19 protein-coding genes are annotated in these 21,476 nt (G+C 70.3%); 6 read left to right on the top strand and 13 right to left on the bottom strand.

Translation table 11 applies throughout. The features are described from left to right. Nucleotides 1–5: 5 nt before the first annotated feature. The 4 genes from AC1RTC_RS02145 to AC1RTC_RS02130 form a co-directional block, all read right to left on the bottom strand. Nucleotides 6–740, bottom strand: coding sequence for an ABC transporter permease (locus tag AC1RTC_RS02145; protein WP_493153807.1), 735 nt, complete (start codon nt 738–740; stop codon nt 6–8). Continuing rightward, a complete protein-coding gene (locus AC1RTC_RS02140) occupies nt 737–1,438 on the bottom strand; it encodes an ABC transporter permease (protein WP_493153806.1) in 702 nt (233 codons plus the stop codon). Before AC1RTC_RS02140 ends, AC1RTC_RS02145 begins: the two co-directional genes overlap by 4 nt. Beyond that, complete coding sequence (locus AC1RTC_RS02135; RefSeq protein WP_493153805.1) at nt 1,435–2,259, bottom strand: ABC transporter ATP-binding protein; 825 nt, start codon at nt 2,257–2,259, stop codon at nt 1,435–1,437. The genes AC1RTC_RS02140 and AC1RTC_RS02135 overlap by 4 nt, the downstream gene beginning before the upstream one ends. Nucleotides 2,260–2,433: 174 nt before the next feature. Further along, nucleotides 2,434–3,084 (bottom strand): TetR/AcrR family transcriptional regulator, encoded by a 651-nt coding sequence (locus AC1RTC_RS02130; RefSeq protein WP_493153804.1) that lies wholly within the window; start codon nt 3,082–3,084, stop codon nt 2,434–2,436. Nucleotides 3,085–3,193: 109 nt separating this feature from the next. Between AC1RTC_RS02130 and AC1RTC_RS02125 the strand changes: the two genes are divergently transcribed. The 5 genes from AC1RTC_RS02125 (at nt 3,194) to AC1RTC_RS02105 (ending at nt 9,580) form a co-directional block, all read left to right on the top strand. Then, a complete protein-coding gene (locus AC1RTC_RS02125) occupies nt 3,194–3,934 on the top strand; it encodes an SOS response-associated peptidase (RefSeq protein ID WP_493153803.1) in 741 nt (246 codons plus the stop codon). 9 nt (nt 3,935–3,943) lie between these two features. After that, nucleotides 3,944–4,969, top strand: a complete 1,026-nt coding sequence (locus tag AC1RTC_RS02120; RefSeq protein WP_493153802.1) for an App1 family protein phosphatidate phosphatase — start codon at nt 3,944–3,946, stop codon at nt 4,967–4,969. 2 nt (nt 4,970–4,971) lie between these two features. Next, a complete protein-coding gene (locus tag AC1RTC_RS02115) occupies nt 4,972–6,744 on the top strand; it encodes a glycoside hydrolase family 15 protein (protein WP_493153801.1) in 1,773 nt (590 codons plus the stop codon). 720 nt (nt 6,745–7,464) lie between these two features. Then, the gene (locus AC1RTC_RS02110; RefSeq protein WP_493154271.1) at nt 7,465–8,664 is read left to right on the top strand and encodes a winged helix DNA-binding domain-containing protein; all 1,200 of its coding nucleotides are present in this window, start codon (nt 7,465–7,467) and stop codon (nt 8,662–8,664) included. Further along, nucleotides 8,654–9,580: an alpha/beta fold hydrolase gene (locus AC1RTC_RS02105; protein ID WP_493153800.1), complete on the top strand. Its 927-nt coding sequence runs from the start codon at nt 8,654–8,656 to the stop codon at nt 9,578–9,580. Before AC1RTC_RS02110 ends, AC1RTC_RS02105 begins: the two co-directional genes overlap by 11 nt. Here AC1RTC_RS02105 and AC1RTC_RS02100 read toward each other — a convergent pair. The 8 genes from AC1RTC_RS02100 to AC1RTC_RS02065 all read right to left on the bottom strand — a co-directional run bounded on the left by AC1RTC_RS02100 (nt 9,570) and on the right by AC1RTC_RS02065 (nt 19,038). Continuing rightward, nucleotides 9,570–10,745 carry a glycoside hydrolase family 3 N-terminal domain-containing protein gene (locus AC1RTC_RS02100; protein ID WP_493153799.1) on the bottom strand — a complete coding sequence of 392 codons (1,176 nt, stop codon included), beginning with the start codon at nt 10,743–10,745 and terminating at the stop codon, nt 9,570–9,572. The two genes, AC1RTC_RS02105 and AC1RTC_RS02100, sit on opposite strands and share 11 nt — an antisense overlap. A gap of 10 nt (nt 10,746–10,755) precedes the next feature. Continuing rightward, complete coding sequence (locus AC1RTC_RS02095; RefSeq protein ID WP_493153798.1) at nt 10,756–12,417, bottom strand: LuxR C-terminal-related transcriptional regulator; 1,662 nt, start codon at nt 12,415–12,417, stop codon at nt 10,756–10,758. Nucleotides 12,418–12,426: 9 nt separating this feature from the next. Next, nucleotides 12,427–12,912, bottom strand: coding sequence for a hypothetical protein (locus tag AC1RTC_RS02090; protein WP_493153797.1), 486 nt, complete (start codon nt 12,910–12,912; stop codon nt 12,427–12,429). An 18-nt stretch (nt 12,913–12,930) separates the two neighbouring features. After that, nucleotides 12,931–13,833, bottom strand: coding sequence for a carbohydrate ABC transporter permease (locus AC1RTC_RS02085; RefSeq protein ID WP_493153796.1), 903 nt, complete (start codon nt 13,831–13,833; stop codon nt 12,931–12,933). Further along, nucleotides 13,830–14,750, bottom strand: coding sequence for a carbohydrate ABC transporter permease (locus AC1RTC_RS02080; RefSeq protein WP_493153795.1), 921 nt, complete (start codon nt 14,748–14,750; stop codon nt 13,830–13,832). The genes AC1RTC_RS02085 and AC1RTC_RS02080 overlap by 4 nt, the downstream gene beginning before the upstream one ends. Before the next feature lie 78 nt (nt 14,751–14,828). Then, entirely contained in the window at nt 14,829–16,193 is a 1,365-nt protein-coding gene (locus AC1RTC_RS02075) for an ABC transporter substrate-binding protein (protein WP_493153794.1), read from the bottom strand. 34 nt (nt 16,194–16,227) lie between these two features. Next, on the bottom strand, nt 16,228–17,835 hold the full coding sequence (locus tag AC1RTC_RS02070) for a glycoside hydrolase family 13 protein (RefSeq protein ID WP_493154270.1): 1,608 nt from the start codon (nt 17,833–17,835) through the stop codon (nt 16,228–16,230). Nucleotides 17,836–18,042: 207 nt separating this feature from the next. Continuing rightward, entirely contained in the window at nt 18,043–19,038 is a 996-nt protein-coding gene (locus tag AC1RTC_RS02065) for a LacI family DNA-binding transcriptional regulator (RefSeq protein ID WP_493153793.1), read from the bottom strand. Between the two features lie 81 nt (nt 19,039–19,119). Here AC1RTC_RS02065 and AC1RTC_RS02060 point away from each other — a divergent pair, with 81 nt between their 5' ends. Then, nucleotides 19,120–19,950: a UbiA family prenyltransferase gene (locus tag AC1RTC_RS02060; protein ID WP_493153792.1), complete on the top strand. Its 831-nt coding sequence runs from the start codon at nt 19,120–19,122 to the stop codon at nt 19,948–19,950. Nucleotides 19,951–20,085: 135 nt separating this feature from the next. Here the strand turns inward: AC1RTC_RS02060 and AC1RTC_RS02055 are convergent, their stop codons facing one another. Next, the gene (locus AC1RTC_RS02055) at nt 20,086–21,474 is read right to left on the bottom strand and encodes a DHA2 family efflux MFS transporter permease subunit (RefSeq protein WP_493153791.1); all 1,389 of its coding nucleotides are present in this window, start codon (nt 21,472–21,474) and stop codon (nt 20,086–20,088) included. Between the last annotated feature and the right edge of the window lie 2 nt (nt 21,475–21,476).

Genomic DNA, 21,476 nt, shown 5'->3' with positions numbered 1-21,476 from the left:
TTTTCTTAGACGGTGGGAGTTTCCACCACCGCGCGACGTCGGGATGACGTGGTGCGGAGTTCTTTGGGCCGCCCGGCGGTCACGCCGCGCGGTACGACGAGGTGCTGCAGCAGGGCGAAGGCCCCGTCGAGCAGGAGCGCCAGGGCGACGATGACGAGAGCCGCGCCGAGGATGGCGTCGTACTGCTTGGTCGCGATGCCCAGGATGATGTACGTGCCGATGCCGCCGAGCGTGACGTAGGCGGCGAGGACCACGGTCGCGACGATCTGCAGCGCCCCGGCGCGCAGCCCGCCGATGAGCAGCGGGAGCCCGAGCGGGATCTCGACCTTGAACAGGATCTGCCACTCGGTCATGCCGACCGCGCGCGCCGCGTCGATCACGCGCCGGTCGATAGCCTCGAGCCCCGCGTAGGCGCCGGCGAGGATCGACGGGATGCCCAGCAGCACGAACGCGATGGTCGCCGCGAGCGGCTTCTGCGTGACGCCGATGACGAGCACCAGCAGCAGGATGAGGCCGAACGACGGGATCGCCCGGGCCGCCCCGGAGATGCCCACCGCGAGATTGCGGCCGCGGCCCGTGTGGCCGATGTAGTAGCCGAGCGGGATCGCGATGAGGGCCGCGATGATGACGGCGAGGAACGTGTAGAACAGGTGCAGACCGATCGCGGCGGGCAGCGGCGACGACCCCGTCAGGCGGTCGGGCGAGAAGATCCAGGCGAAGGCCTCGGCGAGGAGGTTCATGCGAGCGGCCCTCCCTGCGGGATGGGCGTGCGGCTAGAGGCCTCGGTGAGGCGTCGTGCTCGCGTGGACGAGGGCGCCCACGGCATGAGCAGCCGCCCGAGGCGGGCGAGCAGGAAGTCGATGACGAGGGCGACAAGCAGCACCATGACCACCCCGGTGAGGATCTCCGGGATGATGCGGCGCTGGAAGCCGTTGGTGAACAGGTAGCCCAGGCTCTGGACGCCGATCAGGATTCCGACCGTCACGAGGCTGATGGTGCTCACGGCGGCGACCCGGAGACCGGCGAGGATGACCGGCCCGGCGAGCGGGAACTCCACCGCCCAGAACCGGCGCCACCCGCCGTAGCCCATCGCGGTGGCCGCCTGGCGCACCGCGGGATCGACGGAGGAGAGGGCATCCGCAATGGACCTCGCCATGATGGCCACGGCGTAGATCGTGAGCGCGACGGTGAGGTTCAGCGGGCTGAGGAAGCTGATGTTGAGAAGCACCGGCAGGATCGGGAGCAGGGCGAGCGACGGGATCGTGTAGAGCAGCCCCGCGACAGTGAGCAACAGGCCGCGAGTGAGCTTGTAGCGGTACGCAAGCCAGCCCAGCGGGATGGAGATGATGAACCCGAGGATGATCGGGGGAATCGCGAGCTTCAAGTGCTCGATGGTCAGGCTGCCGATGAGCCCGAAGTTGTCGAGGAGCCAGTTCACGCGGTGGGCCTCTCGACAAGCACGCCCTGCGCGCGGCCCTCGCTGTCGACGAGCACGGAGCCCGTCTTGGTCTTCTTGATCGAGAGCGCGCGCTTGCCCTGCTCGACACCGATGAAGTTGGCGACGAAGTCGTTTGCCGGGTTCTCCGTGATCTCCGTCGGGCTGCCGATCTGGGCCACCTTGGCGCCCTCTTCGAGGATGACGACCTGGTCGCCCAGGAGGAACGCCTCGTCGATGTCGTGCGTGACGAACACGATCGTCTTGTCGAGGTCGCGCTGCAGGCGGATGGTCTCCTGCTGCAGCTCGGCGCGGACGATCGGGTCGACGGCGCCGAAGGGCTCGTCCATCAGGAGGATGTTCGGGTTGGCCGCGAGGCCGCGGGCGACGCCGACCCGCTGCTGCTGGCCGCCCGAGAGCTGGCTCGGGTAGCGGTTCGCGACGGAGCGGTCGAGGCCGACGGTGTCGAGCAGCTCGAGAGCCTGCTCCCGCGCCACATTGCGCGGCACGCCGTTGAGGATCGGGACCGTCGCGACGTTGTCGATGACTTTGAAGTGCGGCAGCAGGCCGGAGTTCTGCATCACGTAGCCGATGCTGCGGCGCAGGGCCACCGGGTTGCGGTCGAGGATGCTGTCGCCGTCGATCTCGATGGCGCCGGAACTCGGCTCGACCATCCGGTTGATCATCCGCAGGAGCGTGGTCTTTCCGCTGCCGGAGGAGCCCACGAGCACCGTCGTCTTGCGTGACGGGATGACCAGGCTGAAGTTGTCGACCGCGACCGTTCCATCGGGGAACTCTTTGGAGACAGCGCGGAACTCGATCACGATGGGGCCCAATCTGTCGGAGAGCGCCGCGCCCGCGCGGCAACGCGGATCGGCACCTGCCAGGTCATAACCAGCTAAACAGTATTCGGAGCCACTGTCATACCCGGTTGCGCCTTTGTGTCGCGGCGTTACACTGCGGGCCCTCGCACCGGTTCACCGGGCGGGCCTATCCCCTTACGGGCGGCCGAAGTGCGGCGTGAGGAGCTGCGCGACGACGTCGCGGCTGGTCTCAAGGAAGGCCGCGTCGCCCTGCGGGTCGCGGGCGAAGGCGCGCGTGGCGAGGGCGTCGGAGATCTCCACGGCGGTCTCGAAGTGGAACCGCAGCTCGGAGCTGTCCGTGAAGCCGAAGCGCTCGATGAGGGCGCCGAGCAGGCCGTCCGCCACGATCGAGTTGAACGTGCGGTCGTGCGTCGCGGGACGGATGTCGAGCACGTCGCCGACGCGGAGGCCGCGGAATCCGGGCTCGCTCCTGAAGGCGTCGACGAGCACGCCGAAGGATGCCCCGAGGGCCGCGACCCAGGTGGTCTGCCGCTCGTCGTGGATAGCTCTGGTGGCTTTGTCCAGCACCCGCTCGAGATTGCGGGCCGAGAGGGCCTGCAGCACCGCGATGCGGTCGGGGAAGTAGCGGTAGACGGTGCCGATGGAGGCGCCGGCGCGCTCGGCGACCATGGCGGTCGTCAGGCGCTCGTACCCGATCTCGTCGATGATGGCGGCGGCGGCGTCGAGCAGGGCGGTGAGGCGCGCGGCGCTGCGGGCCTGGACGGGCTCGTTGCGCAGGCTTGCGCGGGAATCGGGGATGTTCTCGACGATCTCCTGGGCTGCCATGACCCCTCCTGGTTTCGATTACGCGCTTAACTCGCGCCCTGAATTGTACCGTGACCCCGCGGCGGGAGCGCCGCATTAACGTCACAGGTACCTGAGAGAATTCCTAATTATGTGCGGACGATTCGTTGTAGCGGGTGCCTCTAGCGATCTTGTGGACATGTTCGACGTCGATCGGAGCGCCGAAGACCTCCCCGGGCCCTCCTTCAATATCGCCCCGACCGACCGGGTGCCGATCGTGCTCGACACCATCCCCAAGGGCGCCGATCCGGACGACCCGCCGGTGCGCAGGCTCGAGGGCGCGCGCTGGGGGCTCGTGCCGCCGTGGGCCAAGGACGTCAAGGTCGGGGTCACCGCCTTCAACGCCCGCATCGAATCGGCCGCCGAGAAGGCGCACTTCAAGAATGCGGTGAAGAAGCGCCGCGCCATCGTCCCCGCCACCGGCTACTACGAGTGGAAGACGGTCGACGACATCAAGACACCGCACTTCATCCACCTGCCGGAGGGCGAGCTCTTCGTGTTCGCCGGGCTCTACGAGTGGTGGCGAAACCCGGCCGAGGCCGACGACTCCCCGGACAAGTGGCTGCTCTCCACCTCGATCCTGACGCGCGAGGCCACCGGTGAGCTCGCCGGCATCCACGACCGGATGCCCGTCTTCCTCTCCCCCGAGCTGCTCGACGAATGGCTCGACCCCCACACCGAGGGCGAGGAGGACCTGCTGGCCGAGATCTCGCACGGCGGCGAGGAGGTGGCCCAGCGGGTCGAGTTCCACGTCGTCGACCGCGCGGTGGGGAACGTGCGGAACAACTCGCCCGAGCTCATCCAGCCGATCGGCACGGAGCCTCCCGCCTAGGCTGGGGTGATGGCCGAGCCCGCAGCACAGATCATGCACCGGGCGGCCCGGATCGAGGACGCGTTCCACCGCTGGCGCGAACGGAGGGGCCGCAGACGCGGGCTCGTCACCACCATCGTGCCGTACGCGGGGTACGGCGCACCGGGCTGGACGCGGGTCCTCTGCCGAGTGGTCCTCGCCCGCGCCGACGGCGCGGCGCGGCAGCGCGCCGACAAGGTGCGCGGGTGGCGCAGCTTCTTCAGCATCCCGGTGGCGGACGCGGATGTGATGGTCATGGCCGGCGGCGTCGAGCAGCGGGTGACGCCCAACCGCGGCGGCGTGGTGGACGTGCGCATCGAGACCGAGCTCGACCCCGGCTGGCACACGATCACGCTGCGCAGTGAGGGCACCGAGCCTGTCACGGCGCCGGTGTTCATCGTGGACCCGGCCACTCGGTTCGGCATCGTCTCCGACGTCGACGACACCGTCATGGTCACCGCCCTGCCGCGGCCGTTCCTCGCGGCGTGGAACACCTTCGTGCTCGACGAGCACGCGCGCACCCCGGTGGCGGGAATGGCCGTGCTCTACGAGCGGCTGCGGCGCGAGCATCCCGCGTCGCCTGTCATCTACCTCTCCACGGGGGCGTGGAACGTCGCGCCGACCCTGACGCGGTTCCTCGACCGCAACCTCTACCCGCCCGGGGCACTGCTGCTGACCGACTGGGGGCCCACGCACGACCGGTGGTTCCGCAGCGGCCAGGAGCACAAGCGCTCGAACCTCGCGCGGCTCGCCGAGGAGTTCCCGCAGCTGCGGTGGCTGCTGTTCGGCGACGACGGCCAGCACGACGAGGCGCTCTACGGGGAGTTCGCGGCGGCGCATCCGGACAACGTCGCGGCCGTGGCGATCCGACAGCTGTCGACCGGCGAGGCCGTGCTGGCCGGCGGCCGCACCAAGGCCGCGCAGCGCGAGGAGGAGTCGGCCGTGCGCTGGTTCTACGGCCAGAACGGGGCCGAGCTGGCACGCGCGCTGGTCTCGGCCGACCTGATGGAGGAGTGACCGTGGCCCTGCCCATCGAGGAGTACGCGATCATCGGCGACTGCCACACGGCGGCCCTGGTGGGCAGCGACGGCAGCATCGACTGGCTGTGCCTGCCGCGGTTCGACTCGGCGTCGACGTTCGGCGCCCTCCTGGGCGACGAAGAGCACGGCCGGTGGATGCTCGCCCCGAGCGACCCCGCCGCGACGAGCACGCGGCGCTACGAGGAGGACACCTTCATCCTCGTCACCACCTGGACCACGCCGACCGGCGTAGTCGAGGTCGTCGACCTGATGCCGCACGGCGACCGCCGGGCCGATGTCATCCGGCAGGTGCGCGGAGTGAGCGGCTGGGTCGACATGCACATCGACCTGCGCGTCCGGTTCGGGTACGCGGACGCGCTGCCGTGGATCCGGCGGGTGCCCGAGAAGGGCGGCCACGCCCTCCTCGCGATCGCCGGCCCGGACGCGATAGTCGTGCGCGGACCGGAGCTCACGGCGCAGGGCCACTCGCACGTCGGGGACTTCCGGGTCCACCCCGGCGAGGCCGTCGACCTCACCCTCACCTGGTATCCGGCCCACCGCGAGGCGCCGGCACCGCTCTCGGTCAGGAAGCGCATCGCGAGCACGGCGAAATGGTGGCGGCACTGGGCATCCGGGGCGGGCAGTTCGAGCGTGTACGCCGAAGAGGTGCGCCGATCGCTGCTGGTGCTGCGCGCCCTCACCCACGAGGACACGGGCGGCATCGTCGCCGCGGCGACCACGAGCCTGCCGGAGGAGTTCGGCGGCGGGCGCAACTGGGACTACCGGTACGTCTGGCTGCGCGACGCCTCGCTCACGCTGCACGTGCTGCTCAACCACGGCTACGTCGGCGAGGCCGACGCGTGGCGCAACTGGCTGCTGCGCGCGATCGCCGGCGACCCCGACGACGTGCAGATCATGTACGGCCTCTCCGGCGAGCGCCGGCTGGACGAGTGGGAGCTCGCGTCGCTGCCCGGCTACCAGGGGGCGGCTCCCGTGCGGGTCGGCAACGGGGCGTACACGCAGTTCCAGGGCGATGGATTCGGCCACGTCATGCTCGCGCTCCAGGAGGCCCGGCGCCGCGGGGGTGACGAGCCCGACTTCTCGTGGCCCGTGCAGCGCGCTCTGATGGCCTACGTGGAGGAGAACTGGAGGCGGCCGGACAACGGCATCTGGGAGATCCGCGGGCCGGAGCGGGAGTTCACCCACTCCCGCGTGATGCTGTGGGCCGCCGTCGACTGCGCCGTGCGCGCGGTCGAGGAGTTCGGGCTCGACGGCCCGGTCGAGCGCTGGCGGCAGCTGCGCGAGGAGATGCGCGACGACATCGAGAACCGCGGCTTCGACGCGGCGCGCAGCACCTACACGCAGTACTACGGCGGCTCGGGGGTGGACGCCTCGCTGCTCCAGCTCTCGCAGGTGGGCTACCTCGCCGCCGACGACCCGCGGATGCTCGGCACGGTCGCCGCGATCGAGCAGGAGCTGCTGGAGGACGGCCTGCTTCTGCGCTACCGCACCGAGTCGGGGGTGGACGGCCTGCCCGCCGGCGAGAACGCGTTCCTCGCGTGCTCCTTCTGGCTCGTGGAGCAGTACGCGCGCTCGGGCCGCCTCTCGGATGCGATCACCCTCATGGACCGGCTGTGCGGATTCTCCAACGACGTCGGGCTGCTGAGCGAGGAGTACGACGTGGCCGGCCGGCGCCAGGCGGGCAACACGCCGCAGGCGCTCAGCCACCTGGCGCTCGTGCGGGCCGCCGACGCGATCGCGGCGGCGTCCTGAGGCGCAACCCCGCGCGCGCCGCGCGCCGCGCGCCGCGCGTCCGCCGCGTACTGCGGCTGCGGCTGCGGCTGCGGCCAACCCTGCAGTACGAAATGCAGGAGATTCGGGCATCCCGAGCGAGGTTATGCGGTTAACCGCAGTTGTGGGGTGCGGATCTCCTGCATTTCGCACCGGAGCGGCGACGGCTGGGCGAGCGGCGGGGCACCGGGCGGAGGCCGGCGTGGCGGGGCACCGGGCGGAGGCCGGCGTGGCGGGGCACCGGGCGGAGGCCGGCGTGGCGGGGCGACGACGCGGGCGACGCCCACCCGCGCCGCGTTCTTCGAGGCGCCCCCGAAATTGGGCGGCAACGAATTCCGCAGTTGGTTAAGCGCGAAACGGGTGGAATCCGCGGCTCGGGGTACGTATTTCGTGGACTTTCCGGCATGGGAGCGCTCTCATCATCTGAATCCACCCCCATTCGGGGGAGAAATTGGTGCTTGACGGTATATCGGCTCGCTGATACTTTTTCCTCGCTGATCATTTAGTCCTCCTAATGGAGGACCGGATGGGCACACGGATCCGCACCCGACGGAGCCGGGGTTTCACCCGAAGGAACCCGCAGCAACAGCCTGAGACCACGTTGTGCCCTGCACGTTGGTGATTCGCTTACCCGATCACCAGCAGCAGTGGCCGACGGGGGTCAGGACTGCACTTCTCGTCGCCACGGGGATACTGGTGAACATGCTTCCCGCCCGGCGCGACCTCACCGCACTACGTCTGAACGCCCAGCACATCGGCGCTCAGCCCAGCCCCGCTCAGCCCAGCACCGCTCAGCACATCGGCGCCCCGCCCAGCCCCGCTCAGCCCAGCCCAGCCCAGCACATCGGCGCCCCGCCCAGCCCCGCTCAGCCCGGCACCGAGCCCCGCGCTCTCCGCACCCCCGCTGATGTCGCGCGCTGGATGCTCGCCCTGCAGTCGCAGGACCTCCCCGGTGCCCGCTGGGCCATCGGCCTGCGGCTGCCCGACGCCACGGAGGCCGACGTCGAGCGCGCGCTCGCGTCCGGCGAGATCGTGCGGTCGTGGCCCCTGCGCGGCACGCTGCACATCGTCGCCCCGGAGGACCTGGGCTGGATGCTCGACATCGCCGCCGTGCGCCAGGCGACCTGGGCGGCGAAACGACGGCGGGACCTCGAGATCACGGGCGAGCAGCTCGCGGCGGCGGGCGCCATCGCGGCCGAGCTCATGGGCGGCGGTACCGCGGTGCGACGGGATGCCCTGCTCTCCGAGTGGGAGGCGCGGGGCATCCCGACCACAGGCCAACGGGGGTACCACCTCCTCTGGAACCTCGCCCACGAAAAGCTCATCGTGTTCGGACCTCCCGATGCGAAGCAGCCCACGTTCGCCCTGTTCGAGGAGTGGGTGACGGAGCACCGCCGGCTGAGCGGCGACGAGGCGCTCGCCGAGTTCGCAAGCCGGTACTTCAGCAGCCACGGCCCCGCGACCGAACGGGACTTCGCCTGGTGGGCCGGCATCACTCTCGGCGACGCGCGGAAGGGCATCGCCGCCGCCGTGGGGGTTGAGCGGCGCGAGTTCGGCGGGGTGGCGCACTACCTCGCCGAGGGGCTCGAGCCCGCGGCATCCGGAGTCCATGCCCTTCCCGGCTTCGACGAGTACATGCTCGGGTACCAGGACCGCTCCCCCGCGCTGGCGCCGGAGTTCGCGCCGCGGATCGTGCCCGGCAGCAACGGGATGTTCCTGCCGACGGTCGTCGTCGACGGGGAGGTGGTCGGCACGTGGAAGCGCACCGAGGGTGCGAAGAAGATCACCGTCGACCTGTCGGAGTTCACGGGCATGACGAAGAAGGGGCATGCGGGATTCGAGCGGGCCCTCCGCCGGTACGGCCGGTTCATCGGCAAGCCGGCCGAGCTGCGTGAGCCCTAGCGCCGCGCGCACTGCCTACGCGCCCCACCCGCTCGTCGACGACCCGGCGGCGTTCGGCCTGGTGTCGACGCGCGTCGAGAACGGGCTCGGCTCGACAGTCGTGCGGCACCGGCCGGTGCGCGACTCGACCCGCGCGACGGTGCTCCTGCACGGCGCTGCCGGCTCGTGGACGACGTGGACGCCCGTGCTGCTGGCCGCGCGCGACGCGGGGTCCCTCCTCCACGAACCGGTGCTGTTCGACCTGCCCGGCTGGGGAGAGGGCGAGCTGACCGGCACCGCCCAGACCATCGAGGCGGTCTGCAGCCTCGTCGAGGAAGCCCTGCTGCAGCTCGGGTACACGGAGTGGGACCTGGTCGGCCACTCCCTGGGCGGGTTCGTCGCGCTGCACCTGGCGGCGCTGCGGCCCGAGAGCGTGCGATCCGTGGTGATGGTGTCGGGAACGACGTGGTCCGTGATCGAGAGCGTCGAGCATCCCGTTGCCCGCTTCTCGGCTCTGCCGGGCTTCGTGGCGCTCTGGCAGGTGATGCGCGCCCTCACCGCGCTCGGACCGGCCGGGGCGGCCTTCGTGCGCGCCCTCGACCGGGCGCACCTGCTGCGTGCCGCCGTCTTCCCGCTGTTCCGGCACCCCTTCCGCGTGCCGGGCAGCGTGATCGACGCGCTCGCCCGCGAGGTCAGGCCGCGGTCGTTCACCGCCGCCGCCGCTATCGCCGGGGGCTATTCCGCGGATGCGCTGTGGGCGGGCATCCGCTGCCCCGTCACGGCCCTCAAAGGCGACCGCGACGTGTTCGTGCGCGACGACGACCTGGCGCGGCTCAGCGCGCTCCTGCCGCACGCCCGCACGGCTGTAATAGCGGACTGCGGTCACTTCGCCAACGTCGAGCGCCCGGAGGCGCTGCTCGAGCACCTCAGTCGATGATCGCCTGGCACGCCTCGAAGCAGTGGACGAACGGCCCTGTCTCGCCCGACAGCGTGCGCCGCATCACGAGCAGGCGCCGGGCCGCGTCGTCGATGACCGCGGCATCGATCGTGCCGGCGTCGACAGCGGCGTGGATGCCCGCTACCACCGCCCCGACATCGACCCCCTGCACGTAGAGCAGCATCGTGTTGCCCGCCGCGACCGCCAGCACGGCGTTGTGCACCGGGTCGAGGTACCCCGGCCGCCCGGTGTGCTCGAGCATGTTCATGTCGTCCGTGATGGCGATGCCCTTGAAGCCGAGCTCGTCGCGCAGCAGCTCGTGCCACATCGGCGAGAGCGTGGCGGGCACCGCGTCCAGCGCGTCGAACTCGAGGTGCCCGAACATCACGAACTCCGCGCCCGCGTCGATGCCGGCGGCAAAGGGCTCCTCGTGGCCTGCCCGCCAGTCGTCGAGGCTCATGCCGGTGGCCGGGATGCTCGAGTGCGAGTCCCCCGGAGCGACGCCGTGCCCCGGGAAGTGCTTGAGAGTGGAGTAGACGGTGCCCAGCTCCCCCGACACGGCCTCGGAGACCCGCGCCGCCGCGTCGCCCGGAGTGGCGCCCATGGAGCGGTCGTAGATGAACGAGTCCGGATCGCCCGTGACATCGGCCACGATGCCGAAGTTCACCGAGATGCCGTGGGCCTTGAGCATCGCACCGCGGTCCGCGAAGGCAGCGCGGGCGGCCGAAGGATCGAGGCCGCGCAGCTCGGCGGCCGACGGCCCGTCGTCCGGGTAGATGCGGCGCACCACGCCACCCTCCTGGTCGATCGCGATGAGGACCGGCAGGCCGCGCTCCCCGGCGATCACGGGAGACCAGTCGGCGAGTGCGCTCGCGGGGTCGGGGACGTTGTCGCCCATGAGGATCACGCCGCCGAGGCCGTTGGCGCTCGCGACGCTCGCGATCTCGTGCGGGTCGAGCCCGGGCACGTGCACCATGAGCATGCTCTCGATCTTCTCGTCGAGGGTCATGGTGCTCAGACGGTCGTCGGCGTACAGCTGCACGGGGTCCGGGGGCGGCGGCGCGACATAATCCGGGAACGTCGGCACCGGCACGGGCCGGGGAACTGCGGCGCACCCCGAAAGCAGCGCCGCGGCGAGCGCCGTCACGGCAACGGCGCGCCTCATGCCGGGCGCCTCATGCCGGGCGGCTCTCGGCCAGCGGGGCGAGCACCCGGTTGGCGATGCCGGTACGGGAGGAGACCCGCCACCGCGCGAAGATGGCCTGGATGTGCTTCTCCACAGTCTTGTCACTGATGCCCAGGCGGGCGGCGATCGTCCGGTTGGGGCAGCCCTCCGCGACGAGCAGGGCGACCTGCTGCTGCCGCTCGGTCAGCCCGTCGAGGTCGTTCGACTCCCGCCCGCGGCCGAGGCTCGCGGGGATCGCCGACCGGGAGGTCGCACCGAGCGCGGCGAGGGCGCGGGAGAGGTGGCTCTGCACCGTGCGCTCCGAGAGGAACAGCGCCTGCCCGATCATCCGGTTGGAATACCCCTCGGCTGCGAGGAGCGCGATCTGCTGCTCCCGCTCCGACAGCGCCTGCCAGCCCGCGCCGGCGGCGGGGCGCAGCCGGCGGCCCAGGCGGCGCAGCTCGCGCGCCGACCAGTTGCGCACCGCGACGGCGCCCAGCAGGTCGGCCTCCCCCGCCGCGTCCCGGAGGCCCGCCACGGCGGCGCCGCGCTCCCCGGTCGACGCGCGGGCCGTCGCCTCGAGCACGTGGGCGCGCGCCGCATCCAGCCGCCCTCCCGCGATCAGCGCCCGCGCGGCCGAGACCGCGGCGTGCTCGGCCCCGCTCTCGCCGTTGCCCGACGCCACGTCGATCCGGCTCAGGGTGCGCTCGACGGCGGCGGCCGCCATGTCGTGGATGCTCAGCGGCGCCGCTCGGCGGCCCCACGCGCGCGCCGCCCGCAGGTCGCCCCGCTCGATGGCGCTCGTCGCGAGCAGCTCGTACGCGTAGGCGCGGTCGACCGTCTGCAGCCGAGGGAGCCCCGGCCCGCCCGCGGCGTGCAGAACCAGCTCGGCGGCGCGCGCCGTGCTGCCGACGGCCCCGAGGCCGTACGCGCACAGGATGTGGGAGCCGACCGTGATGTACGACCGCGGCTGGGGGTCGAGGGCGATCACGATCGAGGTGAGCCTGTCGACCTCCGCCGCGCTGCCGAGCTGCGCCTGGATGTACGCGCTGGTCGAGGCTGCGAGCATCTGGGCCGGCGCGCCGCCGACGGCACCCGACTCGGAGGTGGCCAGCGCGGCGCTGGCCGCGGCATCCGCCACCCTGCCCTGGAAGACGAGTGCCCGGGCCAGCGCGATCCTCGCCATGACCGGCGCCTGCACGGAGGACTGCCACTCGTGCGCGAGATACTCCAGGGCGAAGAGCTCGGCATCCACGAGCCGGCCGGACGACATGGAGGCCTCGATGGCGAAGTACCCGCCGACGACGGCATCCTCGTCCCGCCACGCGGCGTCGAAACTCAGCCCGGTGAGCGGCGTCGCGCCCTCGCCGGGCGGCGCGAGGCACGCCGATACGCTTTCGGCGGCAGTGGCGATGGCGCGGGACGGGACGTCGTCGGCCTCCGCACGGGCCAGCTCCGCCCAGCGCCGGGCCGCGGGATGCCGCGCCGCGAGCGCCGCTGCGAAGGCCGCGACAGAGGCGATGCGCGACCGGCGCCCCGGAACAGACTCCAGGCTGTGCTCCCGCGCCAGCCGTGAAGCCGCCTCCTCGAGCCGCCCCCCGAGCACAAGGTCGAGGCACTCACCCAGCCCGGACCGCACGGACACCGCAGGGGTGTGCAGCGGTGAGGCCATGCGGTGATGCTAGCCGCTGGTGGGCGCGGCGGCGAGCCAGGTGAGGGAGCCGAACTCCTCGGGGCTGAGGCCGAACTCCTCGGTCGCGTGCGCGATGGTCGCTCGCAGCTCGGGGTGCCGCGTGCCCTCTCGCACGATCACGTCGACTCCCGACGGCGTCGCGAGCGACTTGGAGAATCGGACGACGGCGATCGTGCCGTCCTCGCTGATGCCGGCGACCGACCAGTGGCTCGCGAACAGCCGCAGCAGCTTGCGGCCCCGCCAGACGAACTCCTCGCCGTTCCAGGTGTCCTGCCCGAGGATGTGCTTCTCCTCGTCAGCCTCCCGGTACGAGACGTCGTCGGAGAGCACGAGCGGCTGCTCGGAGACGAGCCCGTAGGTGAACCGCGGCTCGAGCCTCTCGCCCGTGAGCCACATCGGGAAGTTCGTCGCCTCGATCGTCCACGTGCCCGGCAGCAGATCGGCGAGCGTGCGGTGATCCAGTGTTGCCCCCATGTGTTCGAGGGTAGTCGATCAGCCCTTCACCGCTCCGCCCAGCCCGGCGCTGCGCAGGAACACGCGCTGGAAGGCGAGGAAGAGCACGATGGGGATGATCGTCGAGATCGCGAGCGCCGCGAGGAACACGTCCAGCTCGACCTGGGACTGGATGGCGGGCAGCCGAACCCCCAGCGGCTGCACCGAGGGATCGGGCAGCACGAGCATCGGCCAGAGGTAGTCCTTGAGCGAGGCGATGATCGCGAACACCGACACGACGCCGAGGATCGGTCGCGACATGGGCAGCACGATCGACCAGAAGAGCCGGAAGGGCCCGGCGCCGTCCGTGCGCGCCGCCTCGAAGACCTCGCGCGGCAGATTGTCGAAGAAGCGCTTCACGAGCAGGATGTTGAACGCGTTCGTCGCAGCCGGCAGCCACACCGCGAGGTAGTTGTTGAGAAGCGAGTTGCCGACGGGCGGATGCACGATGGTCAGGTACAGCGGAACGAGCAGCACCACCGACGGCACGAACAGCGTGCCGAGCACGGCCGCGTTGAGGATTCCGGCGTACCGCGGTCGGAGCACCGACAGCCCGTACCCGGCCGTCGTCGCGATGAAGAGGCTGAACAGCCAGGCGCCGAAGGCGATGATGAGCGTGTTGAAGAAGTACTGGTCGATGTGCACCTCGAACCAGGCCTGCGCGAGGTTCGCCCAGTCGAGCCCGTTCGGCCACAGCTCGATCGGATGGGTGATCGTGTCCTGTGTGGACGTGACCGCGGCCTTCGCGAGCCAGAGGATCGGGGCGAGGCCCGCGATGACGAGGCCGCCGAAGAGCAGCACGTGAACGCCGCCCATCGTCGCGCGCACGCTGCGCTTGCGCCGGTCGAATCCGGAGAGGATGCCGCGGTCGACGTCGGGCTCGACATCCCTGGTCTTGCTCAATTGCTGCTCCAGCGCTCGGTGACCTTGAAGTACAGGAAGGAGAGGACGGCGAGCACGATCGCGAGCATCACGCTCAGCGCCGTGGCCTCGCCGTAGTTGCCGCCGAGGCTGTTCTGGAACGCGTAGCGGTAGATGAGCATGAGGACCGTGACCGTCGCGTTGTTGGGCCCGCCCCCGGTGAAGAGGAACGGCTCGAGGAAGACCTGCGCCGTCGCGATCACCTGCAGGATCAGCATGATGAACAGCACCCCGCGCAGCTGCGGCAGGGTGACGTGCCACACCTTGCGCCACACCGAGGCACCGTCGACCTCCGCAGCGTCGTACAGCTCCGGCGGCACGCTCAGGAGCGCGGCCAGGTAGATGATGATGCTCCCGCCCGCGGCCGCCCACGTCGCCTCGATCACGAGGGAGGGCATGGCGGAGGCCGCCGACTGCAGCCACGGCTGCGGCGGGATGCCCGCCCAGCCGAGAATCGTGTTGAAGACGCCGGTCGGGCTCGCGTCGTAGAAGAACTTCCACAGCAGCACCGCGACCACCGGCGGGATGACGACGGGCAGGTACGCGAGCGCGCTGTAGAGGCCCTTGGCGCGCTTCACCTCGCTCATGAGCACGGCGAGCAGCAGCGGCACCGGGAACCCGAAGACCAGCGCGAGCACCGCGAAATAGAGGGTGTTCACGATAGCGGTGCCGAGGAGCGGGTCGCTCAGCACGTTCTCGAAGTTGTCGAGGCCGACCCAGGACGTGGTGATGAGGTTGGTCTTCTGGAAGCTCATGATGAACGACCGGACGATCGGCGACCAGCTGAACACCGCGAACACGATGATCATCGGCGCCAGGAAGAGCAGGTTGGAGAGGCCTCCGCCTCTGAGCCAGGTGAACGGGGTGTGCTTGCGCTTTCGCGGTGCGAGGGTGGTCATTGACGCTGCTCTCTTGTAGGGAAAGGCTGGTCGAGTAGCGCGCCCGCAGGCGGCGCTACTCGACCAGCTTTTTACTGCTTAGTTGCCGTCGAGCAGAGCCTGGGCATCCTTGTCCGCCTGGGTGAGGAGGGCGTCGATGTCGGCGTTCTGGTCGGTCAGCACGGCCTGCACCACGGAGTCGAGCAGGGCGTAGATCTCCTGCGTCTTCCCCTTCGGCTCGCCGACCGGGGTCTGGTCGAAGATGCCGTCGAAGAAGCCCTGCATCTGGTCGAGCGGCACGTTGATGTAGTCCGCGATCCACTTGCGGCTCTCCTCGTACGTGGCCTGGTCGAGCACCGGGAGCACGGGGGTGCCGACGGCCTGGTCGCTTGCGACGAGCGCCTTGGCGTCGGTGACAGCCGCGTCCTGGTTGAGGAGCTTCTGCATGTAGTACCAGTCGATCCACTTCACCGAGGCTGCCTTCGTGGCGGCGTCGACGGTCGGGCTCACGACGGCGATGTCGCCACCGCCGAGGGTGCCCGGGTCGTCACCGTCGGTCGGGACGACCGTGAGGCCGTACACGTCGGGGTCGAGCGAGAAGTCCCGAACGAGTGCGGTGTAGAGGTCGGATCCGCTGGTGTACATGCCGATATTGCCGGCCGCGAACTCCTGGTTGATAGTTCCCCAGTCGAGCAGGAAGTTGCTGCCCATGGAGTTGTCCTCCCAGCGCAGGTCGTGCAGGAACTGCAGGTCTGCGACCGTGCCCGGGTTGTTGATGGTGGACGTGTACGTACCATCGCCGTTGTCGACCTGCGTGCGGCCGCCGTGCGCGACGGTGCCGGCGGTCAGCTGCCATCCGCCGGTGTTGTTCATCGTCATCTGGGCGTAGCCGGCCTTGCCGGTCTTCTCCGAGATGATCTTGGCGTCCTCGCGGACCTCGTCCCACGTGGTGGGCGGGCTGTTCGGGTCGAGGCCGGCCTGCTCGAACAGCTGGCGGTTGTACTGCAGGCCCATCGCGTACGCCTGGCGCGGGAATCCGAAGATGTTCCCGTCCGAGTCCTTGACCGCGTCGAGGATGATCGGGTTGAACTTGTCCGCGTAGCCGAGGTCGGTGACCTCCTTGGTGACGTCCATCAGCTGGCCGTTCTCCAGGAGGGTCTTCGCGTCGGTGAACGGCACCGTGAACACATCGGGAAGGCTGCCGCCGGCGAGCTGCACCGCGAACGTCGGGCCGGTCCACTCGTACTCGACGCCGATCACATCGATGTCGGGGTTGAGCTTCTCGAACTGAGCCTCCTGCGTGGCGAACGCCTCATAGGCTGCGGCGTCCGCGCCGGGCGGGAAGGTTGCCACACGGATCTCGGTCTTGCCGCTCGCGCTGCCGCCCGTGCTGCAGGCGGCAAGGGAGGCGATGACCCCGACCGCGGCCATACCCGCGACGAGGGCCCTGCTTCGTGACTTCATTGTCTTGCCTTTCGTTGTGTGATTGTTGGTGGTGCTACGCCCTCAGCCACGCCGTGGAGTCGGGTGCGAGTCGGCCGTCGACCAACTCAGCGCTGCCGAGCAGGAATTCCCTGTGCTCGGGCAGGTCTATGGGGCGGTCGGAGAGGTTCGTGACGCTCACGAACCCCCCGCCGCGGGAGAAGCAGAGGACGTCGGGCTCGGAGCCCAGCCACCGGAAGCTCTCGTCGCCCTCGAGCGTGCGGCGGATCGCGAGCGCCGAGCGGTAGAGCGAGAGCATCGAGCCGGGGTCGGCCGCCTCGGCCTCGACCGAGTAGCGGCCCCAGTCCTCGGGCTGCGGCAGCCAGGGCTGCCGGTCTCCCGTTGAGAAGCCGAACGGCGGGCGGTCTCCGCCCCAGGGCAGCGGAACGCGGCATCCGTCACGCCCGGGGTCCACGCCGTGGGAGCGGAAGTGCATCGGGTCCTGTCGGGCGCCCTCGGGGAGGTCCTCGACCTCGGGCAGCCCGAGCTCGTCGCCCTGGTAGACGTAGAGCGAGCCCGGCAGGGCGGCGCTCAGGAGAGCGGCGGCGCGGGCTCGCCGGGTGCCGAGCGCGAGGTCGCTCGGTGTGCCGAATCGTTTCGTCGCGAAGGCGAACGAGCTGTCCTCGCGGCCGTAGCGGGTGACCGTGCGGGTGACGTCGTGGTTGGAGAGCACCCACGTGCTCGGCGCGCCGACCGGGGCGTGCGCGGCGAGCATGGAGTCGATCGACTCCCGCAGCTCCGAGCCCTTCCAGGGGCGGGCCATGAAGTCGAAGTTGAACGCCGTGTGCATCTCGTCGGCACGCAGGTAGTTCGTGAAGCGCACCGGGTCGGGCATCCAGACCTCGCCCACGAGCACGCGCGTGCCGGGGTAGCTGTCGGCGACCGCGCGCCACGAGCGGTAGATGTCGTGCACCTCGTCGCGGTCGGTGTTCGGGTGCTCCCCGGGGCCCTCGTCGCCCGAGACCTCGGGAAGCGACGGGTCCTTGACGAGGAGCGCCGCCGAGTCGATCCGCACGCCGGCGACGCCACGGTCGAACCAGAAGCGAAGCACGTCCTCGTGCTCCTTGCGCACGTCCGGGTGGTTCCAGTTGAGGTCCGGCTGCTCGGGGGTGAACAGGTGCAGGTACCACTCTCCCGGGGTGCCGTCGGGGTTGGTCGTGCGGGTCCACGTGTCACCCTGGAAGTTCGAGACCCAGTGCGTGGGCATCCCGTCGCCATTCGGGCCGACACCGGGGTGGAACCAGAAGCGCTCGCGCTCCGGGCTGCCGGGGCCCGCGGCGAGGGCGGCAGTGAACCACTCGTGCTCGTGCGAGACGTGGTTGGGGACGACGTCGATGATGGTCCGGATGCCCACTTCCAGCGCCTCGCGGATGAGCGCCTCGGCCTCGTCGATGTCGCCGAACGCCGGGTGGATCTGGCGGTAGTCGGACACGTCGTACCCGCCGTCGGCGAGCGGGCTCGCGTACCACGGGGTGAACCAGAGCGCGTCGACCCCGAGCTCTTTGAGGTAGTCGAGGTGTGCCCGCACGCCGGCGAGGTCGCCCGTGCCGTCGCCGTTGCCGTCAGCGAAGCTGCGGATGTACAGCTGGTAGATGACGGCGCTGCGCCACCACAGCGGGTCCATCGTGCTCGGCACGGGGGCGCCGGTCACGGTCGTCGCGCCGGCCTCGGACTCGAGGACGAAGGCGGGTACGTCCACTACGGCTCATCTCATTCAACGCGGCGTTGTCCAACTGCTGTGTTGGGCCGCGGGGGTTGAGATGAAAAGTAGCGTTCTCGACAGAATGATGCAAGAACTAAACAAACAGCAAGAAACTTGCGTGATCTTGCATCAGCCGACGGGAGCGGTCGACCCTCTCACGACGAGCTCGGGCTCGAACAGGTACTCGTCCGTGGCGACGCCCGCACCCTTGATCTGGCTCACCAAGAGCTCGATGATCATCCGGCCCATCGGCTCGATCGGCTGCCGGACGGTGGTCAGGGGCGGGTCGGTCGCGTTCATCAGGGCCGAGTCGTCGAAGCCCACGATCGAGACATCACCCGGCACCGTGAGCCCCGCCCGGCGCACAGCGCGGATCGCTCCGAGCGCGATCGGGTCGGACATGCAGATGATCGCGGTCACCCCCTTGGCGAGCAGCCGCGCGGTCGCCGCCTGGCCGGCCTCGAGCGAGTAGTGCGAGTGGGCGACCTCGAGGGGCAGCCCGGCAGCCTCCGCCGCTCGCCGCGCCGCCGCGAGCTTGCGCTGGGACGGCACGTGGTCCTCCGGGCCGAGCACGAGCCCGATGCGCTCGTGGCCCAGCTGGCGCAGGTGATTCCAGGCCTGTTCGGTGGCAACGGCATCATCGGTCGAGACCGTGGGGAAGCTGAGCTCGGCGATCGGCGCGTTCACGAAGACGGTCGGCAGCTTGAGCTCCGCGAGGCGCTGGTAGTGCTCGTGCGGCGCGTTCTGCTGTGTGTACTGCCCGCCGACGAAGACGACGCCGGAGACCTGCTGCTGCAGGAGGAGCTCGACGTAGTCGGCCTCGGAGATGCCGCCCGCAGTCTGCGTGCACAGCACCGGCGTGTATCCGTTCTGGGCGAGCGCGGCCGCGACGACCTCGCCGAACGCGGGGAAGATCGGGTTCTGCAGCTCCGGCAGGAAGAGCCCCACGAGCCGCGCGCGCTCCCCCCTGAGCTTGGTCGGGCGCTCGTACCCGAGCACGTCGAGGGCGGTGAGCACGGCCTGGCGCGTCACGTCGGAGACGCCCGGCTTCTCGTTGAGAACCCGGCTGACGGTGGCTTCGCTCACACCAACCTTGCGGGCAACTTCGGCGAGTCGTTGTGACATGCCGCAATTCTACGCAAGTGAACGCAAGTTCTTGCAACAGTTCCCGAGAACGCGAGTTCCTGGGTGGCCTACGATCAGAGAATGCTGCGGAAACTGGGTGCTCTCGCCCTCTCCACCCACCCCGGCCCGGGCGTGGCGGTGTCCGCGATCGCGGTGATTCTCGGCATCGGCGTCGGACTGGACTGGTGGCGCGTCGTGCTCCTCGGCCTCGCCTTCCTCGCGAACCAGGCGTCCGTCGGCCTCTCCAACGACTGGATCGACGCCGACCGCGACCGCGCGGTGGGCCGCAGGGACAAGCCCGTGGCGGCAGGCCGGATCCGCGCGACGACGGTGCGCAACGCCGCCTTCGTCACGGCTGCGCTCGCCATCGCCCTCACGATCCCGCTCGGCTGGGGCGCCACCGTCGTGCACGCGGCGTTCATCGTGTCCGCCTGGAGCTACAACGCAGGCCTCAAGGGCACCGTGCTCTCGGTCGCCCCCTACGTCGTGAGCTTCGGGATGCTACCGCTGGTGGTCACGCTGTCCCTCCCCTCTCCGTCGCTCGCGTCGCCGTGGGCACTGCTCGCGGGGGCGCTGCTGGGCGTCTCCGCGCACTTCGCGAACGTGCTCCCGGACCTCGAGGACGACGCAGCCACCGGCGTGCGCGGCCTCGCACACCGTGCTGGCCCGCGCACCGCGGGTCTGGTCATCGCCGCGGCCCTGGCGGGGGCATCCGCCAGCATCGTCCTCGGCCTCGGCGACCCGCAGCTGTACGGCTGGATCGGTCTCGCCCTGAGCCTCGCCCTCGCGGGCGCGTGCGCCGCTCTCGTCATCGCCCGACGCCCGACCCGGCTGATCTTCCGCCTGATCATCGCGGGCGCACTGATCGACGTGGTGCTGCTCGCCCTCTCGGGCGCGCGCCTCCTCGCCTAGCGGCAACGGCCCCTTCCGCTGAGAGTGCAGTTTGACGGGGTGCCCTCGCGCGCGAACCCCGTCAAACTGCACTCTCGATGAGCGGGGGGAGCGGCCGCGGGCGGGCGCGGCCGCGGGCGCGCGGCGCGCGGCGCGCTACGCGGCCGGCGGCACGTGCTCGGGCTGCTTCGCGAGGTTGCGGATTCCGACGAACGACACGACGCCGCCCAGGATCAGCAGCCCGGCGGTCACGAGGATCACGCGGTGGAATCCGTCGACATCGAGGGTGCCGGCGATGATCACACCGATCATGGCCGTGGCGATGAGCCCGGCGACGCGGGACACCGCGTTGTTCACCGCGGAGCCGATGCCCGCCTGGGCCGCGGGGATCGAGCCGAGGATGGCGGCCGTCAGGGGCGCCACCGTCATCGAGAGTCCCACCGAGAACACGATCACGCCGGGCAGCACCTGGGTCCAGTAGTTCACGTCCTCCCCCATCGTCAGGAAGAGCAGGTAGCCGATGCCGCCGATGATCGGCCCGACGGTCATGAACAGGCGCGGGCCGTACTTGCCGCTGAGGGTGCCGAACACCCCGGAGAGGAAGACGTTGCCCAGGGAGACCGGGAGGAAGGCGAGCGCGGCCAGGGTCGCGGGGAATCCGGCGACCTGCTGCAGGAACACGACCACGATGAAGCCGCCGAGCGACAGCGCCGCGTAGACGAACACCGTCGAGACGTTGCCCCACGCGAAATTGCGGGTCGAGAAGATCCCGAGCGGCAGCATGGGCATCGTCGCCCTGCGCTCCCAGAGGATGAAGGCGACGAGCGAGAGGATGCCGATGCCGAAGGGCAGGAAGATCGCCGGGCTGCCCCAGCCGTAGTTGCCCTGCTCGATGAGTGCGAAGACCGGGCCGCCGAGCCCGACCACGCCGAGGACTGCTCCCAGGTAGTCGATCTTCACGCCCTCCTCGCGCACGTCCTTCTGCTTGAGCACGAAGAGCATCCACAGCGCGATCGCGATCGGGATGACGTTGATCACGAACACCCAGCGCCAGCTGAGGTAGTCCACGAAGAGGCCGCCGAGGATCGGGCCCGCGAGGAACGAGGCGCTCGTCCACGCCGTCCAGAGGCCGATGGCCTTCGACTGGGCGGCATCGCGGAACGTGGAGATGATGAGCGCGAGCGAGCTCGGCACGAGAAGCGCGCCGGCGATGCCCTGGACGCCGCGCAGGATGATGAGGAACTCGGCGCTCGGGGAGATCGCGATGAGCAGCGACGAGATGCCGAACGCGATGAGCCCGACGCGCAGGATGACGATGCGCCCGAACACGTCGGAGAACGAGCCGGCGAGCAGGATGAGCGAGCTCAGCGTGATCAGGTAGGCGTCGACCACCCACTGCTGCGTGCTCAGGCCCCCGCCCAGCTCCTTGCTGATGGCGGGCAGAGCCACGTTGATCACGGAGCTGTCGAGGAAGGCGACGAACGAGGCGAGGATCGCGATCACGAGGACCAGTCGCTGCTGGCGGGTCATGCTGTTGGTGGACACAG

The sequence above is a fragment of the Rhodoglobus sp. GW821-FHT12B09 genome (genome assembly GCF_058809925.1).
The sequence above is the reverse complement of the archived record's forward strand: the minus strand, read 5'-3'. Positions and strand labels throughout refer to the sequence as shown.

What these genes read in the sequence shown, in the direction of transcription:
- AC1RTC_RS02145 (WP_493153807.1), bottom strand. Translation starts at nt 740, where the DNA reads ATGAACCTCCTCGCCGAGGCCTTCGCCTGGATCTTCTCGCCCGACCGC.
- AC1RTC_RS02130 (WP_493153804.1), bottom strand. Translation starts at nt 3,084, where the DNA reads ATGGCAGCCCAGGAGATCGTCGAGAACATCCCCGATTCCCGCGCAAGC.
- AC1RTC_RS02125 (WP_493153803.1), top strand. Translation starts at nt 3,194, where the DNA reads ATGTGCGGACGATTCGTTGTAGCGGGTGCCTCTAGCGATCTTGTGGAC.
- AC1RTC_RS02120 (WP_493153802.1), top strand. Translation starts at nt 3,944, where the DNA reads ATGGCCGAGCCCGCAGCACAGATCATGCACCGGGCGGCCCGGATCGAG.
- AC1RTC_RS02110 (WP_493154271.1), top strand. Translation starts at nt 7,465, where the DNA reads ATGCTTCCCGCCCGGCGCGACCTCACCGCACTACGTCTGAACGCCCAG.
- AC1RTC_RS02100 (WP_493153799.1), bottom strand. Translation starts at nt 10,745, where the DNA reads ATGAGGCGCGCCGTTGCCGTGACGGCGCTCGCCGCGGCGCTGCTTTCG.
- AC1RTC_RS02095 (WP_493153798.1), bottom strand. Translation starts at nt 12,417, where the DNA reads ATGGCCTCACCGCTGCACACCCCTGCGGTGTCCGTGCGGTCCGGGCTG.
- AC1RTC_RS02090 (WP_493153797.1), bottom strand. Translation starts at nt 12,912, where the DNA reads ATGGGGGCAACACTGGATCACCGCACGCTCGCCGATCTGCTGCCGGGC.
- AC1RTC_RS02080 (WP_493153795.1), bottom strand. Translation starts at nt 14,750, where the DNA reads ATGACCACCCTCGCACCGCGAAAGCGCAAGCACACCCCGTTCACCTGG.
- AC1RTC_RS02075 (WP_493153794.1), bottom strand. Translation starts at nt 16,193, where the DNA reads ATGAAGTCACGAAGCAGGGCCCTCGTCGCGGGTATGGCCGCGGTCGGG.
- AC1RTC_RS02070 (WP_493154270.1), bottom strand. Translation starts at nt 17,835, where the DNA reads ATGGACCCGCTGTGGTGGCGCAGCGCCGTCATCTACCAGCTGTACATC.
- AC1RTC_RS02065 (WP_493153793.1), bottom strand. Translation starts at nt 19,038, where the DNA reads ATGTCACAACGACTCGCCGAAGTTGCCCGCAAGGTTGGTGTGAGCGAA.
- AC1RTC_RS02060 (WP_493153792.1), top strand. Translation starts at nt 19,120, where the DNA reads ATGCTGCGGAAACTGGGTGCTCTCGCCCTCTCCACCCACCCCGGCCCG.